This window comes from Paenibacillus alkalitolerans (genome assembly GCF_016482785.1).
In the GTDB taxonomy this organism is placed as follows: domain Bacteria; phylum Bacillota; class Bacilli; order Paenibacillales; family YIM-B00363; genus Paenibacillus_AE; species Paenibacillus_AE alkalitolerans.
In genome coordinates this window covers 214499-233354 of sequence record NZ_JAEMXM010000007.1, presented here as the reverse complement: position 1 = coordinate 233354, position 18856 = coordinate 214499, and the positions used below count along the sequence as shown (strand labels likewise).

The 18856-nt window shown below is 49.8% G+C and carries 11 protein-coding genes; 10 read left to right on the top strand and 1 reads right to left on the bottom strand.

What is annotated here, in order from left to right; all coding sequences use genetic code 11:
- The first annotated feature begins 12 nt into the window (after positions 1–12).
- The 5 genes from JET16_RS14040 to JET16_RS14020 all read left to right on the top strand — a co-directional run bounded on the left by JET16_RS14040 (position 13) and on the right by JET16_RS14020 (position 9729).
- Positions 13–1671, top strand: coding sequence for a hypothetical protein (locus tag JET16_RS14040; RefSeq protein WP_199616796.1), 1659 nt, complete (start codon positions 13–15; stop codon positions 1669–1671).
- A 27-nt stretch (positions 1672–1698) separates the two neighbouring features.
- Positions 1699–3156 (top strand): S-layer homology domain-containing protein, encoded by a 1458-nt coding sequence (locus tag JET16_RS14035; RefSeq protein WP_199616794.1) that lies wholly within the window; start codon positions 1699–1701, stop codon positions 3154–3156.
- Positions 3157–3168: 12 nt separating this feature from the next.
- The gene (locus JET16_RS14030; RefSeq protein WP_199616792.1) at positions 3169–4422 is read left to right on the top strand and encodes an S-layer homology domain-containing protein; all 1254 of its coding nucleotides are present in this window, start codon (positions 3169–3171) and stop codon (positions 4420–4422) included.
- Positions 4423–4440: 18 nt separating this feature from the next.
- Positions 4441–6348 (top strand): hypothetical protein, encoded by a 1908-nt coding sequence (locus JET16_RS14025; protein ID WP_199616790.1) that lies wholly within the window; start codon positions 4441–4443, stop codon positions 6346–6348.
- A gap of 525 nt (positions 6349–6873) precedes the next feature.
- Positions 6874–9729, top strand: a complete 2856-nt coding sequence (locus JET16_RS14020; RefSeq protein WP_199616788.1) for an S-layer homology domain-containing protein — start codon at positions 6874–6876, stop codon at positions 9727–9729.
- Between the two features lie 308 nt (positions 9730–10037).
- Here JET16_RS14020 and JET16_RS14015 read toward each other — a convergent pair whose 3' ends face one another.
- Positions 10038–12554, bottom strand: coding sequence for a hypothetical protein (locus JET16_RS14015; protein ID WP_199616786.1), 2517 nt, complete (start codon positions 12552–12554; stop codon positions 10038–10040).
- 175 nt (positions 12555–12729) lie between these two features.
- On the opposite strand from JET16_RS14015, the gene JET16_RS14010 reads away from it, so the two are divergent.
- The 5 genes from JET16_RS14010 to JET16_RS13990 all read left to right on the top strand — a co-directional run bounded on the left by JET16_RS14010 (position 12730) and on the right by JET16_RS13990 (position 18848).
- Positions 12730–12975 (top strand): hypothetical protein, encoded by a 246-nt coding sequence (locus tag JET16_RS14010; RefSeq protein WP_199616784.1) that lies wholly within the window; start codon positions 12730–12732, stop codon positions 12973–12975.
- 78 nt (positions 12976–13053) lie between these two features.
- Positions 13054–13593 (top strand): hypothetical protein, encoded by a 540-nt coding sequence (locus JET16_RS14005; protein ID WP_199616782.1) that lies wholly within the window; start codon positions 13054–13056, stop codon positions 13591–13593.
- Between the two features lie 119 nt (positions 13594–13712).
- Positions 13713–14006, top strand: a complete 294-nt coding sequence (locus JET16_RS14000) for a small, acid-soluble spore protein, alpha/beta type (protein ID WP_199616780.1) — start codon at positions 13713–13715, stop codon at positions 14004–14006.
- Between the two features lie 252 nt (positions 14007–14258).
- Positions 14259–15464 carry a methionine adenosyltransferase gene (metK, locus tag JET16_RS13995; RefSeq protein WP_199616778.1) on the top strand — a complete coding sequence of 402 codons (1206 nt, stop codon included), beginning with the start codon at positions 14259–14261 and terminating at the stop codon, positions 15462–15464.
- Between the two features lie 720 nt (positions 15465–16184).
- On the top strand, positions 16185–18848 hold the full coding sequence (locus JET16_RS13990) for a stalk domain-containing protein (protein WP_199616776.1): 2664 nt from the start codon (positions 16185–16187) through the stop codon (positions 18846–18848).
- Positions 18849–18856 lie beyond the last annotated feature (8 nt).

Genomic DNA, 18856 nt, shown 5'->3' with positions numbered 1-18856 from the left:
TTCTGGGGGATTATGATGAAGAGATTTTGTTTGCTGCTGCTCGCCGTTTTGCTTCTGAGTCCGGTTTTTGGAAATAACGCCCACGGGGCTGCAACAACTTATACCACCGGCACGTTAGTAAAGGCGGACCATTCGAGGAAAACAATTACAGTACAACCGGCCAATCAAACAATGCATAAATCATACAGCGTCACCGCAGCTACCGCAATTACGATCGACACGGTTCCCGCCGGATTGGAAGCGTTCAAGCCGGGCATGAAAGTTACGACGGCTGTTGCCGGCAAGAAGCTGGTTTCATTGAAGGGCTGGTCCGTGAAGAAGGAGCGCAGCGGCAAGATTCCGTCCGAGGGGAAGATGAGAACCGGCGTTGTCAGTCAGGTGGACGGCAATCGGTTGTGGGTTCAGCTGGCATACGGCGAAGTGAAGCCCTATATTGTTACGAATGGAACCGCTGTGTTAAAGAACGGGGTGAAGAGGGATATACGCACGGTGTTGGAAGGCGACCGGGTGAAAATGTATTTCTCATCAACAACGTCATCCGCGATTCGGAAGCTGGAAATCCAACACGATTCAATTGAAATCAAAGGCTTGTATAAAGGTAAGCTTCATCGGTATGACCGGAAAACAAGCCAATTAATATTGACGGACGTTCAGGTGTTCAAGGATGCCAAATGGCAGCCCTACAAGGCGTTACTCAACATTCATAGCGGCACCGACTACCCGGTATATTACGGCGAACAGAAGCTGGATTCTTCTACCCTCGCCCAATATGCGGGATCGACCGTCTTTATCGCGACGAAATTATTTTCCGGCCGGGAGCAGGCGGAGAGAGTCGTCATCGAAAGCCGGAACGAACGCACATACTCCGAGCCGATAGACGGTTATAATTTCAACACCGAGCAGATCGTCTTGAACGGCAACCTGAAATTCAAGATTCATGCGGGCACATTGCTCATTCGCAACGGCCGGTTCGTAGACAAATTCGGTTTGCAGCACGCGACACACGCCTTTGTTTCCGGCGATGCGGGACATCAATCCTCCCCGCTGCTAGCTAACATAGTATATGTCTACAACGAGGGCATGGAGAAGCCTCAGCTGCACAGCGACGGCATCTACTGGGGAACGTTGGATACGATACTTGACGGAAAGCTGTGGCTTAAAGATTTCTACACCTTGACCGAACATACATGGGAATACCAATTCAACGACATTCGAGAGTTAAACTACGACAACGAGACGATGCTTATGGACTTCACCAACGGCATTGTTGTGAATCCCGATGAGTTCGACAGAAAAAATTACGCCGTCGACGAGAGGGACCCGTACGCAATTTATCATCGGTTGAAGGATTGGTTCGGATACATATACGTAAGAGACGGCCGCATCATCCAGATGGGCATGTGGAGGTACCCCGACAATTTAACGGCCCAAATCGTATCGATCGGCATCGCCGGCAGCCTCTCCGGAACAAGCCTGACGATCAACGATCCGAAGGACTGGAGCGTGAGCCGGGTTCACTGGTTTTCAACCGGAGCTTCCATAACCTTGGATCTTTCCAAAGCCGTTATCATGAAGGACGGAGCTACCGCCCAACTTAAAGATATTAAGCCCGGGAACAACGTTTACGTTATTAGAGAAGGCACCAGGGGAGTCGTTGTCATTGTTACATAATCAGACTTGCTCGAAGGGGGTGGGCCGTTGAAACGCTTCGGATGGTTGCTTCTTCTCTGTACGTTGATCGTTCCGTCGCCATCCTTCGCGGCTCCCGCGGAATATTCAGGAGGCGTCAGCGACGAATACCGGTACGAAGAATATGTGTTTATCACGGGGGAACCGATTAAATTTGAAGGAAAAATGACACGCAACGAACGAACAAGCAAGGACAAAACCACGATAAGCTACAATTTTAGTCTGAAGTCGACGAATCCCGGGAGACCGGGCACGTTGGACAGACGGGTTACATATGTGACGCAAGCGACCGCGCGGCCGGATAAGGGGCAAACAACGACCGTTACGACCGTTACGGACAATTACCAAGAGACGATTGAAATTTCAGGCCAGAAGTTCACTTTGGACGATTACCGGTTCTCCAAATCGGATGTGGTCGACGTTCGTCCCGCTGCGGATTACTATTCCGGAAACATCGTCGGCCGGAAAATATTTTTGTTGAATAAGGGTAAAGCGAACGAGAAAGAAATCGTTGTAACGATCAGCGGCGGCGACGTGGGGTACAAAAACTTCTGGGGAAACACGGAAACTCAAATAATCGATTATGAATATCAGAGCGACACTTGGACAGGCACCGTTAGAGCCCAGACGTCGGACACGAAAACCAAAAAGCTTGTCTATCAAGGCAACGGAGCTGCGTACTCCAGCTTCGACGGCGGGTATGTGCGAGTTACGGAAGCGGAACAGACGGCGACGTACAGCTACAACCTTCCTACGGTAACATCCAACGGGTATGTCGACACTCAGAGGAATATTGGGGAAAGCAAGCTTATCTTACAGAGTGTCCCCTCTGTCGAGAGGCTCATTGTTCCGAAATTTCGCGATACGGTGGGGCACTGGGCCGAGGAGGCGATCGAGAAGCTGTATTCGCTCGATATTTTTGAAGAAAACACGCAATTTTTCGTCCCGGATGTCCCGATGAGCCGGTACGATTTCACGGTGGCGGTAATGAAAGCGGCAGACGTGCGGCTGGACAATCCGAAGAGCAAAAAAGCCGCCGCCGAAGCCGCGAAAAAACCGTCCATGTTTAAAGATTTGAAAACAAGCGACTCCAACTACCAATACATATATAGCGCGAATGAGAAAGACATCGTGAAGGGTATGACAGCCGATCTGTTCAAACCGGACGACCCGCTGACGAAGGCGCAGGCCATTACGATCATGCTGCGGGCGCTCGGATTTGAGCACAGGGCGCCGGCGCCGGAATACCGGACGGAGTTTGCGGACGACGAATCGATTCCTTATTGGGCGAAGGATAAAATTTACGTCGCCCGGGAAATCGGCTTGATGATGGGGGACGAGTCGAACCGGGCGCGGGCGGGCAAGGTGTTAAGCCGTGCGGAGACGGCGATGCTGCTTGAACGTTTCCTCGAGTTTCTGGAAAAGGATCTGCAAATCGATTACCGCGAGAACATCATTTTATACTAAGGAGGGATCCCTTTGCGAAACAGATCAAGAAGGCTGGGACGGCACTCGGCTGCCGCAGGCTGCGTGGTACTCGCCGGCTCCATATTCGTTTCCTCGGCGTTGGCGGCTTTGGAGCCTCTTAAAGATATGAGAGGACACTGGGCCAACCATGACGTTCAACTGCTGCGGGAGCGCGGCGTCGTATCCGGGTTTCCGGACGGCACGTATAAACCGGGCAATCCGGTCTCGAAAGCGGAATTCATTACGATGCTTAACAAGGCGATGGGTTTCCAAAAGACCCAAGTGCCGCTCTTCTCGGATGTCTCTGCGAAGGATTGGTTTTACGGCGAAGTGGCGAAAGCGATTTCCGCAGGGTATTTGCAAGGAGAGTACCGGGACGGCGGAGAGCTGAAACCGTCCGCTCCGATTACGCGGCAGGAAGCCGCCTCGATGATTATGAAGGCGTTCAGGTTTGAACCGTCTAAAGATCTCGCAACTTTGAGGGCTGCGAATTTCAAAGACTCGAGTCAGATCGATCAGTGGCGGAAAGCGGCGATTGATGCGATCATGGCCAAAAATATTATGGGCGGGTTTCCCGACCGTACGTTCAAGCCTAAGGACAAGGTTACACGCGCCCAAGTCGCAGCCATTATGAACCGTGTTTTCGAACTGAACGGTTCGGTCGCTTCCAATGCTCCTGCATCGTCGAGCGGGTTCGATATTGTTTCCATTGTTCCGATCAATCCGATAACCGTAATGCAATACCAGTCGGTGTCGACGCTGCTGCCGAAGACGGTAACCGCCAAGTATGGTAACGGATATGTAGGGTCGGCAAGCGTAACGTGGGATCCGGTCAACACGAGCGAATTAGGCAAGCATGTGCTCTCGGGCAAGGTTAACGGTACGACAGTGAAGGCGCAACTATTGGTGTTTGTCGTTAACAGCACCGCACAGAACGGCACGCCTGTAAACAATGGCGGCGGCTCAGGCGGCAGCGGGGGATCCGATTTGCCGGCACCTACGACACCTACGGTAACGACCGGCCAGTCCATCGGCAACGTGCAGGTGAGCTTCAGCTCGTTGATGTCCACGATTCAAATCGATGTCAGCGACAAAGTGACAAGCGTCAAAGCGAACGGCATCAGGATGCACTATGAAGGAAACAACCGGTACAGTCTGGCCACCGCAGGCTTGAAGCTCGGCGACAAAATCACGATCGTCGCTTACGACATACAAGGAAAAGTGCTGCAAACTTATGAAACGACGGTTCAACAAACCAATAATTAGTTAGTTGGAGGGTACACTATGAGTACTTATGCAATCCGGCCTTCGCGCATATTGTTCGGACTCATGTTATTGATCGCTTTTTGTTTTGCGCTTATTATGGCGGCTCCCGGCAGCGCGTATGCGGCAGTGCCGGAAATCATCGACGGCAGCCAATATCCGGAAAACGGCGCCGTAGGCGTTCCTTCGGCGTTGGAGTATGTACGCGTAAGCTTTAAATCGAACCCGAAGGGTGAAGTGGATGGTTCGAACAATCCCGTAAATTACCTGCCGATCAAGAAGGACAACCCGGGCGGTACGGTTAAACCAAATTGGGAAAAAATCAGGGTTATTGAATTGAGCACGAACACACAAGTGCAGGCTGTGAATGCTTCCGGGCAGCCGGAGGTGTGGTTCGACGACGGCAGCGCGAGCAACACCGATGCAACTCTTGTTATTAAAGTAAATAAGTACCTGACTTCAGGGAGCGCAAACGACAACCAAAAACGTTTGAAGCCTGGAGAAACTTATCAAGTCATCATTCCTCAAGGAAGCTTGGAATACGAAAACGACGGGGCTTCGGCCGATCGCAACGCTGAAATCAGCTGGACTTTCACCGTTGAAAGGAAACCGATTCCCGCAGTGTTTTCCTTTCAGCCCGGAAACCAGACGTTTACTGTGAAAAACGGTATTTCTACCTTGCCTAACCGCGTCGATATTCAGGGAGTCGGATACCGGAAATCCCTCGTTATGGAATTTATGAACGACATGAAATCGAACTTTGATCAAAATACGGTGGTAGTATCGGGGAATGAGCTTTCCGCATCGGCTACCCCGCACACGCCGCAAACCGAAATTTCGTTGGACGGCAATTCAGCCAATACGCTTATTATTAAACTGCCGAATGACAACCCGTTAAAACCGAACCATCTATATACAGTAACAATAAACTCGAATAATTTGGAAGATGCGGAGAGCGATACTCAAATTTACTTCGCTCAGCGCGGAAGTAACGTGACTACACCGGTTAAACCGGCAACTGTTACGGAAGCAAGCGCGATCTCTTATGCGAACGAAGTTATTCGTTTCGCGTATGACTACATTTACGCATACTTGCCGACAACGCAAGCGGCTTCTTACGAACCGGCGAATTCCGCCGCCGGCTTGGCAAATCAGGCGCAGTTTCTTATCGATCGTGTAAGATCGTTCTCCACATTGTCGACGGAAGTGAACAATCTTGAGACCGCGGTAAATAATTTTATTGCAACCACCAACACCCCGGTAGCTAATAATACATATGCTACTTCCGCTGCAGCTGCAACAGGGGCAACTAATGCGAAATATCCTTTGAAAAACGATTCGGTCACGATCAAATTTTCTACCTTCCGCGATTTCAAAGCGACATTGATCGACCCGCAAACGGCAACGATTGCGAACATCAATAACACGATTCTCTCGATCGAACCGCCTAGACGCATCGCTGTTGTCGTACCGAAAAGCTACATTAAGAACATCGAGACGATACACTATGTACAGGGCTTGGTTCCTTCCATGCAGGGAAATAACCTGACGAACATCGATATTACCGCCGATATCGATGTCGCGAAGATCGTCGTTACGAGCAACCGCGGTCCGCGAATATTAACCAACAAAATCAATAACGTATTCACTGCCGGTTATTCCGGGCTCGAAGCTGACGGCTTAACCGAGGTTAAGCTGCAAGCATTCGATAAGTACGGCCAGATCCTGGAGGAACGAAATTTCAAGCTTGGCGTCGACGGAACGAATCCTGTAAAGAACGATTACATGCCGAAAGAATCGAAAGCATTGGGCAAAACGTATACGCTTTACGAGCTCATGGCCGATCCGAAGCTGTTCGCGGAGATTCTGCAGCACTATCCGGTCAGCCGTCTGAGTGAACTCGGAATATTCTTGCCTTATACGCCTTAAAGTCTGCTTGCGCCGGAATTGCCCGGCGCAAGCTTTTTCTTCACCGAAAAAATGCGGCAGACTCGCATGAAAACTGGAAAATCTTTAGTGATGGACGCAAGTGAATGATAACTATATACTAGGTTTCGTAGACGCTTGATATATATGCCATTGCAACATATGCGGTTTGAAAAACTTTTTTCAAATCGGCGCAACTTTTTTGAAAACCATGCGTTTAATATGTTGACACTGAGTCGAAAAGGGCTCGGAGTTGCATTGGAAGTTGCTTCAGGCGTCGAGGTATGGTTTGGGGTATGGAACTTTTTCTCAATTTCCTCTTTACGCTGTTTGCCTACCAATGTATAATTGTAAAGTGGTTTTTCTATCATTTTGTTTACTAGTTTCTGCACCATAATTGGTAGCAGACTCCAAAATAGCAAACACGCTCAACCTTGGAAAGGGGGTGAATCGGCGATGAGGGAATCGAGCTATTTTACAAAGACATCTCACACACCGAACCATAATCGAGGAGGAGAAAAAAAGGTTATGAAGAAAGGTTTAGCGCTGCTTCTTGCAGCCTCCATGTCTCTTTCCGCATTCTCGACTGCATTCGCAGCTGACGATATGACGGCACAAGAGAAATTTGATGCATTGAAAGAAAAAGGTATTTTCGAAGGTTATGACGACGGCACTGCAGGTCTTGACAAAGACATGACTCGTGCACAGTTCGCTATGGTACTTAAGCGTTTGTTGAAGCTTGAGGAAGTTAAACCAGCAACTCCTACGTTCAGCGACGTTAAAGCTGACCATTGGGCATATGGCGCGATCGAAGCTTCTGTTAAAGCCGGTTACATCAACGGTATGGGCAACGGCGTTTTCGCTCCGAGCGCTAACGTAACGTTTGAACAATTGGCGAAGTTGCTTGTTGAAGCTCTTGACCTTGAAGTTGACGCAAACGCAACTGTTGACGGAAACGTATCTCCGACAATGAAAGGTTACGTTGCAGCAGCAATCAAAGCAGGACTTATCACAGCTCAATCCGATTATAAAGCTGCTGTAAAGCGTGACGTTCTCGTTTCCGCTACTTACACTGCAGAAGCAGAAGTCAGCAAAAAGCAAGTTGCTGAAACTTACAGCGTTAAAGCTGTAGGCGCGAAGACAATTGAAGTTACTTTCGGTGGAGCTGTAGCTGACACTTCGAAAGTTGAGTTTGCGGTGAAGAAGGGCACAATCACTGTAAACGTTGCTGAAGTTAAATTCAACGACGCTAAGACTGTTGCAACTCTTACGCTTTCCGCTAAACTTACGGACGGCGAATATACAGTAACGGCTAAGAATGCAGCAGCGACTGAGTTGTCTGCGAAATTCACGGCTGAAACCGAGAAAGTAACTGCAATCAAAATCTCCAGCGACAAAGCTGCATTGGATCGCAACGAGAACAATGACAACATCGCTTGGGCTTCGTTGACAATCGAAAACCAATACGGTGAAAATGTTACTAAAGCTTATGAATCCGAGCTTAACATCTCCAGCAGCGCAGATGACGAAGATGTTGACGCTGACGGAAACATCAAGTTCACTAACGATGCAGGCGATGAGTTCCGCCTTGGCGAGCAAATCGTGTTCACAGCCGTTCACACGAAGACTGGCGTGTATGCACAACAAACATTCACAGTATCTCAAGCGGCGAAAGTTGCTGACATCAGCATCGTAAAACTTTACAACAAAGACAATAAGACTTTGAGTGTAAATTCCACTCCGTCTGATTTCAAAATTGTTGTTGAAGGCAAAGACCAATACGGCAATGCTGTAACGGCAAAAATGCTTCAAGAAGACATTAAAGTATTCGTGTCCAACAACGACATCTTCGACGTTGATTATGTAGTAGACGGCGACGATGACTCGGATGCTGAATTCAAGAAAGAAGACGACATGTTCGTTCTTAACCTTGCTCGCCCGGCAGGCGAAACCAAATTCGGCGCTGGTAAAGCAACGGTTCACATGACTTCCGTCGCAACCGGCAAGCGCGCATCGATTGATATCGAAGTAATCGACGTAGCGAAAGTCGACGTATTGAATTTGTCCGCTCCTGAGAAAGCTGTAGCTGGCAAAGACGTTGAAATTCCGTTCGAAGCTGTCGACCAATTCGGCAAAGCGTTGACTGACGCTGACGCATTGAACAATGGCTTGACTTCTATCGATGTTTCCGGAGCAAATCTTGACGAAGGCGACATCAAATTCGTTCAAGATTACGTAAACAAAACTGCGAAGTTGGTTCTCACTACTACTAACCACAATGTAGGCGATTCCGCAAAACCGGTTTACGTAAACGTTGTAACATCGACTGGTAAGTTGTCTCGCGTTTCCTTCAACCTTCAACCGGCTGCAAAAGCTGAAGTTGTAACAGGTCTCGACGATTTCGGAAATGCACTTGCTCTCCAAGGCACTGACAAGGCTGAGTTCAAATTCAAAGCTGGAGCGATCAACGTTCTTGATCAATACGGCGACGAGTATGCAGTAGCTGACAACCTTGGCACTTACAAAGTTGTAATCACGAAGGATGCTGGCGATAGCGAAGTAACTATGAAACTTGGAAACGATGTGAACAATAAAATTGTCCTCTCTAACAAGGATCAGCAAGTTACTTTGACACCTAGCAGCACAGGTTCTTCCACAATCAAGATTGCTCTTGCTAAGAGCACTGATGCAACAATCGCTGATGACGAAATCATCGATGGCAGCGAGAAAGAAATTACCGTCAATGTGGTTGACCGTTCCAGCATCACAGGATACGAAGTTGGCGACCTTGGCAAAATCTACGTATCTGACGATGCATACTACAATGTTGACCTCAGCGTGAAAGGTCTTACTTCCAACGGTACTAAAGTAACAGTTCCAGTAAGCAAAGAGTTCTACTCTGTTACTGGTGACGTTTACTTCGAGAATGGCAAACTTTCCGCTAAAGGATTCAAATTGGACGCGAATTCTGAGAAAGAAGTAACAGTATTCGTAATTCCTGTAACAAAGGACGGAGTAGTTGCACCGATCGAGAAGAAGATCGTAGTAAGCAACAAAGATCCTGAAGCTGCGAAGTTCGAGCTTAAAGACGGAGACAACGGCGTAGCGAAGAAATCCGATACTGTTCTTGCTGTACCGGCTGCATTCGCAAATGCTAACCTTTCTGATGCTAACTTCGAAGCAAACATTGCTAACAAAGCAGTGAAAGTTGTCGACCAGTACGGCAAAGAACTTAATGGTAAGGTTGCTGACTTGTTCAAGTACGTTATCATCACTGGCAAACCAGCTGATAACAAGCCGGTTAAAGCTGGCGACGAGCTCAACGTTTCCGTTGTCGCTCACAACAGCAAAGTATTCTCCTTTAAGGTTGTTGTTACTGAGTAATTCAACAAATGAGAAGACCGAGCATATGCTCGGTCTTTTCTTTTGTCCACATTATTGAATGTTAACGAGCATTGGTCACTGGGACAACTTTGTGGGAAGCATAGGGAGAAGTTTGTCCGAACGTCATAAAGAAAGTAGAGTTTCGAGGATACGGTAACCCGAACAATGGATTTAAGCAGAAAAGAGTCCGTCCGTTTCTGATAAGGATGAGCGGCGTATTCTGTGCCTTATCAATGTGCACAAGTTCACATAATCATTATGGAAAAGAAAAACCCGCACAATTATTTGTGCGGGTTAATGTTATTACGCTATTGATTTGAGTACCAGTCAAACGGAATGGATGCCAGCTTCTTCCTAACGCCCTCATACTCGTCATACACGTGTATTTCGAAATTAGAGCTATATTGCAGCTTAATAAACAGTGTGGAGTTATCGTCTTCGAATAGCTTGGAGTGCTTTCCGAGTTCCAATCTTGTGTCGTTCGTTTCCGAATCATTATCTCCGAGTGTAAACGTTTTGGACAACAGCTCACTGCCCGACTTATCAACCAATTCAATGGTGAGCTTATGATCTTTGTCAGCGTTTTGTACGAATGAATTTTTCGACAGTTCATAGTCAAAGCTAAAGGCGAATCTCTCGGTTGTGGTCATGCGCGCTCGGACATTTTTCAGCGTGATGGTGTAAGGGAACAGCGTCAAGTCTTCAAAGTTTGATTTCGGAGCCGGTTCAGCCGGCAACTTGTAGTCTACCGCATTCATGTACGCGTCGGCTGACGGTGTTGATCCGTTGCCTGTTGTGCCGCCTATGATGCTCTCCCCGAGAACCAACTGCAGGCCTGCCGTGTTAACGGATGCAGGAATCGAAGCGGATGCCAGCAAAGTCGCGGTTCCTTGAGGTGCCACTTTACCGCTGTATTCCGTAAATTGAACCGGGAACAACAGACCGTCGCTTGATTTGAAGTGGCCGACAAGCTTGGTTACATCCGTATAACGCTTCTCAAGATTTTTCACGTCGATAAGTGCTGTAAACAGGTTTCCGCCGTCCAAGCCTTCGTACGTGCGCACGCTTCTCATGGAGACGGCAGCAGAGCGGCCAGCGCCTTCGATATTGTGCGATTTGCCCAAGTCAATGACCGGAAGTGCGGTGACGTTACTGTCGGTACTGAATTCCACGACTTTAACAGCGGTATTCTCATCCTTCTTCTCTTCCAACACAATCTCAACCGTGCTGTAATCATACGTATAAGGAATTTTGCCATACAGCATCGTTCCGATGGATGTACCTGGTTGAACCGCTATTAAAGCGTCTTTGTTCACCATCTTCGCTTCTACCTTGATTTTGCCGTCGAGCATAAAGTAGCCCTGAAGCTCCGGAATCGGCAAGGAACCGTTTGCTTTGTTGGCGATGGTAAAGCTCGCCGACAATATGTCTTGATCTTCCCAAGGCAAACGCTGGACATTATTGAACGTTACGTTATACGTTCCGTTATCATTGGAATAGTCGTACGATGCGCCTTGGTTCAAGCCGGATGCATTGTCGTTGGAAAGATCGAACAAAGCGACCTGATCCCCGTCAGTCGTGCTTGATTCGACGGGCTCCTCCATAACAAGTCTCCATCCGTTGCCTTCCGCCGTGAGCGGAATAGTGACTTTCATTTCCACTTCTTTTTCCACAAGAGGATCCAGCCGGATATTTTCCATGTTGACTGCAGCCGGATACGTCAGTCCCGAAGATGTGCGGATCTTGAATATGTATTTCGGAAGCGTCACCGGTTCTTTCCCTTGATTCACGAATGAAAATCTGACCGTCGCCAAGTAGTTCTTATCGTTCTCGTTCCGGATGAGCTGTTCCACTTTCGTTTGAACCTTTTGATCCGAAATAATGAGCTCTTTGGAACCGTTAACCGGAACGGAGTTCACTGTTTCCGCGCCGGAAGACGCCGGGAGTGAGTAAGCGGATACAGGGAGCATAGGGGACGATTCGCCCTTCTTCTCGGACAACACCAGCTGCCATCCCTTATTAGACACAGTTGCCGGCAGTTCGCCGTTCAACGTAATTTCTTTCTTAAATCTCGGATGCAAGCTTTCGTTTTCTTTCAATCCGGTAACTTTCAACGGATACGAAAGCCCTTCCGAAGTTACTACTGCATATTCGTAAGCAGGAATCACGAAGCTCTTGGAACCGGTATTCTCAAATACAAAGGTGAGATTCGTTACATATTCATCGCCCGTCTTGGCCGTGTTTACACGTTTGATCGATGTTTTTGTGGAGACATCGGCAATTAACATCGATCGTACGGATCCGGCCGGAGTGACCGTCTTGTACGTGGCTGGAATACGAATCGTCCCCAACGTGCGCTGGAACGAAGGCTGGCTAAAATCCCACTTAATAAAATCAAAGGAAAGATCGGATAATTTCGTCGTATCCCCTACCGTTGTATAGAAGGTGAAAGTTTCTGTAGACTTTGCGGCGATTTTGGTTTTATTTTTATCGCTTTCCGCTTGAGTAACTGAAAATTGGCTGCCGGTCGCCGAACGAAGCTTCACCCAGTAATCGATAAAGTTAATGTCGCTCGAACCGCCGTTCGTGAACGAGACGGTAAATCGAACGGTGCGACCGAGCTTATTGACGTCCTTCAACTCTATGTAGCTGGAACCGCCTAGGGAAACTTTGCCCGCAGCCGGAGCGACATACACGGACGATTTGACGGCGTCCGCTGCTACGGCAAGGCTTGGGGGAATGCCCGCAATGCTGCCGGCAGACAAGGAAGCTACTAAAATATAGCTCAGCGCCTTTGCTTGGCTGCGTTTTGGTTTTTGGTCCATAGTAATCCTCCTACGATATAAATTCCTCACTATATAAAACGTTAAAAAGGGGTCAAAAGTTGCTCTTGCCCGTATAGAAATTAATGCTCAAGAAATAGGTTTGATATAAGTTGTTGCCACAATCCGACATTGTTCGTTATGATATAAAATAGTATTGCATGAACGGGGGAAGTTGATGGTGGACGAATTGCTTAAACAGATTATTGCGAAGCTCGACGGATTGGATCGGCGGTTCGATGCGGTGGACGAGAAGCTTATAAAAATCGAACAGGATCAAAAACTTACGCTTGCCGAACTCCGGGGTTTCAAGAATGAAATGCGCGATTTCAAGTCCGAGGTAAAAGGATGGCAGCGTTATACGGATGCACGGCTTGATTCCATCGATGGTACGTTGGACCGGATGAGAGACGCGATCCAGTAACAGGTAAGTAAAAAAGGATCCCACAAGAAGTTTCAGGCAACAAAGAAATAGAATGCGAAGAAGAGAGGAAGTCATAATATGCGTTGGGGAAAAACAGCGGCCGCAGCTGCGGCTATCGGATGCGGCGTTTTAATAGGTTCGATGCTGACAACATTCGCTAATAGTATACCTCCGGCGGGACAACCCGGCTCGTCGGAAGATCCGGTCGTGACTAAGAGTTATGTCGATGAACAGATCCAGAGAGCGTTAAGCGGGAAGCCGGTTGGCCAGCCGAGCGAAGGCGGTGGCGCCGGCAGCGATTCGGCGGGCAGTGTTCCGTTTACAGTGGTCGTCTTGAAGCCCGGTCAAACGCTTCTTGGCGGAATGGGTACGGAGTTCATCGTTCGAACGGGTAAAGCGACGATCGTCAGCAATACGGAGAACGGGATTCCGGATTTAACCCAGGGCGCCGATTTGAAAAACGGTACGCAAGCCCCGAACAACCATCTTCTAATGATACCTAGGGAAGGGCGCGGGCTCAAGGTGGACGCAGGCGCTAAGGGCGACGTTTATGTCACTGTTAAAGGCTCATACCTGCATATCGGCGCAGACGGTAATCAGCTTCCGGCAACTCCATAAATTTTGCCCGCGCTGACAAGATGTTATGCACTTGAGCCGAAGCTTTCCGGGCCATAATATAGGTACCCCGATTCGATGCAACATTGAGGGTTAAAACTCGAGCATGGAGGTGACCTGCTGTGGCAAGAGGTTCGGCGAAACGCAGACAAATCGTGCCGGAAGCGCACAAAGCGTTGGATGCATTGAAATACGAATTCGCCGCGGAACTGGGATTGCCGGTTGGACGAAACCGTACGGCATTCAACGGTGAAGATACCGAGTTTGCGGCTGAGCTTGGTTCGGCATCGTCCGGTACAGGTTCGTCAGGGGAAGATTACTGGGGACATATTGCATCCAGGGACGCCGGCGCAGTCGGCGGACGAATTACGCAGCACCTTATCCGTAGAGCTGAGAAGGAATTATTAGGTTTATAACTGCACAAGGGAACATCGGAGAAAAAAGACGCGGGCTCCGGTGTTTCAATAAGCCAATACCAAGTCGTATCCCTCGCGGGATACGTGGATTGAAACAAAAATTGACACCTCTCGACAAATGCTTTAAGATGAAATATCGAAAGGCTAGAAACCTTTTCCTATCGGAAAAGGTCCTTTTTTTATGCATTGCGTCTTTCTAAGCATAGATTGTTACACGGCGCAGCAAAATATTCTTTATAGGAGGTAGATCTCATGACATCTATCCGCGGACGTCGCCTGTTTACGTCGGAATCGGTAACCGAAGGCCACCCGGACAAAATTTGCGACCAAATTTCCGATTCCGTACTTGACGCGTTCTTGCGCAACGATCCGAATGCCCGCGTGGCGTGCGAAGTTTCCGTTACGACCGGTCTTGTGCTGGTGGCGGGAGAAATCAGCACTCGTTCCGAATATGTAGACATTCCATCCATCGTACGCAGCACGATTAAAGATATCGGATACACCCGCGCCAAATACGGCTTCGATTATCAAACTTGCGCGGTATTGACATCAATTGACGAGCAATCGCCGGACATCGCGCAGGGCGTGGACAGAGCGCTTGAAGCGCGCGAAGGCACGATGAGCGACGCTGAAATCGAAGCGATCGGCGCCGGCGACCAAGGACTCATGTTCGGTTTCGCCGTTAACGAGACCCCGGAGCTTATGCCGCTGCCGATTTCGCTCGCGCACAAGCTGTCCCGCCGTCTGACCGAGGTGCGGAAAGAAGGCATTGTCGAGTATCTCCGTCCGGACGGAAAGACGCAAGTATCGATCGAGTACGACGGAGACAAAGCGGTTCGTGTCGACACGATTGTCGTTTCTACGCAGCACGCTGACGAAATTTCGCTTGAACGCATTAAACAAGACATTATGGAGCATGTGATCAAACCGGTTGTGCCTGCAGGCTTGCTGGACGGCAATACGAAATATTTCATCAATCCGACGGGCCGGTTCGTGATCGGCGGGCCGCAAGGCGACGCCGGGTTGACCGGACGGAAAATCATCGTCGATACATACGGCGGTTACGCCCGTCACGGCGGCGGCGCTTTCTCCGGCAAAGACCCGACGAAAGTGGACCGCTCGGGCGCTTATGCGGCCCGCTACGTAGCCAAAAACATTGTTGCCGCGGGCTTGGCGGACAAATGCGAAGTGCAGGTCGCTTATGCGATCGGCGTCGCGCAGCCGGTTTCTATTGCGGTAGATACGTTCGGCACCGGGAAAGTGACGGAAGAGAAGCTGGTGGATTTGGTGCGGAAACATTTTGACTTGCGTCCTGCAGGCATTATCAAGATGCTCGACCTTCGCCGCCCGATTTACCGCCAAGTCGCAGCATATGGCCACTTTGGCCGCAACGACCTCGACTTGCCTTGGGAGCGCACCGATAAGGCTGCGGTTCTAAAGAGCGAAGCAGGAGTCTAAGACTTAAACCCGAATCGGCGAATTCCGGACGGAAGGCAGTAAGCCTCCCGACCGGGATTTTTTTGCATCTAATCGACGTACCCATCGGTATTCGCCCAGCGGAGCAAGAGACGTTCGAACGGGTGGTGCTTCTGTTCCACAGTGAAACACCATGGTTCACAGATGAACCACGTTGTGCCGAAGTGAAACAAGAGACCGTTCAACGGATTCACTTATGGATGCAGGCTGCTTGCTTTCCTGGAGACAATAGAAAGTAGCTGCCAAAAAGCGAACGCTCCCGATGCGGCAGCAATATAACCTTCCGCTAAAGCATATACGCCCTCCTCGCTATACGCAGTCCTGCTTCTTTGGATGTGACCTCCAATGAGCTTATCTTACTTTGGATGTAAGGTACTAATGCTCAATTCTTATGCATAAGGACATAGCCGCACTACGTAACACCTAGTAATACTAAATAATACCCAAAATTATTGATATAATTACCTACATTTTTTGATATAATTTTTACGTACGACGGACAGAAAGAGGAGGACCATTACGAAAGTTATAGGAAAAGGGACTATCGAGTCGCGAAGGAAGGTGAGATAGTAAAAAAATATTGTTAAAATAGGCCGCTAAAACTGTTACCCATAAAATACCGAGCAACTTTTCCCAACATTTAAGAGTCTATTAACGTAAGAAATACTAGATATGTTTAATGGACGGGAGAGAACATCGGATATGTTGGGGAATCGGAAAAAAAATCGCGGGAAGAGAGTAGCGGCCGCAGTGTTGGCAAGCAGCTTGGTGATGACCGGTCAGCCTTTAGCATTGCTGCAAAAGGTTTACGCATCTGACGGAGCGGTGGAACAAAGCACTACAACAACAACAACAACAACAACAACTACAGCCCCGACACTAGCTTTGTTTCAGGAGGAAGTAGTGTCCACGGGTGTCATATTGAGGGAATACCAGTGGAACGGGGCCCCTGTGAAAGTGATAAGAGCGGATCTTGCCAATCCATATGTGAGATTGGATGTCATGACCGGACAATCCGGACAATTCCCGAAGCGAGACACCGTGTTGAATATGAGCCGCCAAACCGGCGCCATTGCGGGTGTCAACGCAGACTTCTTCGATCCGCGCAACTCCGTATCGTCGCCGTTCGGGGCGCAAATCAGCAACGGGACGTTAATGGGCAGCACAATGCCGGGTTCCGGATTTTCGGGAATGTACGCTTTCGGCATTACGAAGGACAACAGACCGGTAATCGAGTTGTTTAATTTCAAAGGAACGGTAATGGCGGCCAACGGGCAAACCTTCGACTTCTCGGTGATCAATAAGACGCCGGGACGGTATGCGATGGCAATGTACACCGGCGCTTGGGGAAGCAAGACAAGAGGGCAGAACGAGCCGACCCCGCCGACGGAAGTGTTGGTCGAAGACGGTTTCGTGAAGCTGATTTCCTATGGCGCGCCGATCGACGGATTGCCGCCGGCCAACGGCTATATTTTACGGACATCCGGCAAAGGCGCCGAATTTATCGCGGCCAATGTGAGAGAAGGAGAAAGGCTCGAAGCGTCGTACACTCTCACAGCGATAAACTCAGCGGCGGGATCGTATACGCAGGACAGTTTCAAAATGTTGGTCGGAGGACACACCATTCTCGTTGCAGACGGAAAGCCGGCGGTGTTTTCCCGCGACGTGAGCGGGATCGGAGGCAATAACACGCGATCCCGCACGGCGGCTGGCTTTTCGCAAGACGGCAGATTCGTATTTCTCGTTGTTGCGGAGAGAGCGGGGGGCAAAGGCGGCGTCAAATTAAGCGATTTGCAGCAAATATTAGTGAAGCTTGGCGTGTGGAGAGCGGTGAATTTGGACGGCGGGGGTTCGACGACGATCGTATCCAGACCGCTTGGAGAGTTCCGGGCCGAACTCGAGAACAACCCGGAAGACGGTTCGATGCGCAAGGTTGTGAACGGCATTGGAGTGTACACGACGGCGTCGACAGGGGAACTGCAAGGGCTCATTATCGGCGGAGCAACGTTGCTGTGGAAAGGCGAAACCGCAACCTATTCGGCGAAAGCGTACGACACGCACTACAATCCGCTGGATCCGTCCGCTCTTGCCTCGGTACCGGTTTGGAGCGTCGCCGACGGCAATGCTATCGCTACGCCAACCGGCCAAGTGACGGCGACGGCGGCGGGCAACGCCACAATCGCCGTAAAATCCGGCGCGGTGAAGCAAACGCAGGCGATCGAAATTGCCGACGCAAACTCCATCGTCAAGCTGGACGTAACATCTGATATTCCGCCGGAGCGGTGGATTTCCGGCAACACTTATCAGCTGTCGGTGACGGCGACGCTTCGGGACGGCCGCCAACGCACCGTTCCGCCGGAATTGGTTCGATGGGAGAGAACAGGCGCTTCGGGCGTAATGGAGGCCGGTGCGTTTCGATTCACCGGATTCACTGAGGGCGCTAAGGAAGCGATGCTGATCGCCCGGTACGACGGTTACAGCGCGCGACTTGCATTTCAGGCGCCGAATATCAAACCGCTTGCCGATTTCGAATCGGTTCCGTGGCCGATTACGTTCTGGAATTATCCGGACACGGCAAGCGGCAGCGTAGCTATCACTGATGCTTATAACACGCCAAACAAATCGCTTGCGCTCCGGTATGATTTTACGGGCGGCGACGATTCGACCGATAAGGCGGCTTACGCGCTCTTCAACGGAGAACATGGAATAGGGCTATCCGGAGAGCCGGGTTCCGTGCTTGTCGATGTCTACAGTGACGGCAACGCGGCATGGTTGCGTGCCGAATTTGCGGATAAAGACGGCAACGTCATCCGCAAAACACTCGCCGAGAAGTTGGATTGGACCGGTTGGAAGACCGTATCCGTCGACTTGACCGGAACGGGCGCGGTAAAGCTAAAGCGCATCTATGTTGTGAGCAAGGCGCAAATGAGCGGAGAAATCGCCATTGACAATCTTGGCCTCGTTTATCCGGAGAGTGCCGGGAAGCAAGGCGTGCAGGTGAAGATGACGGTCGGCAAGCGCGACGTGACCGTCGGGGGACAGCCTCAGAAGCTGGATCAACCTCCGCTAATAGAAAATGAGCGCACATTCGTACCGGTCCGGTTCGTCGTCGACGCGCTCGGAGGCAACGTAAATTATGTTGCGGCGGAGAAGAAAGTGACAATACGCAAAGGCTCTCATCTGGTTGAATTATGGCTCGGGAAGAATGATCTGATCGCCGACGGCGAACGCGTGACATCGGACGTGACGCCGCTGGTTCGCAAAGGAAGAACGCTGCTTCCTATTCGCGTCGTATCCGAACGGCTCGGGTTAAACATCCAATGGCTGCCGGAAACGCGGGAGATTACGATTGATGAAGGGAAGTAGCATTTAGG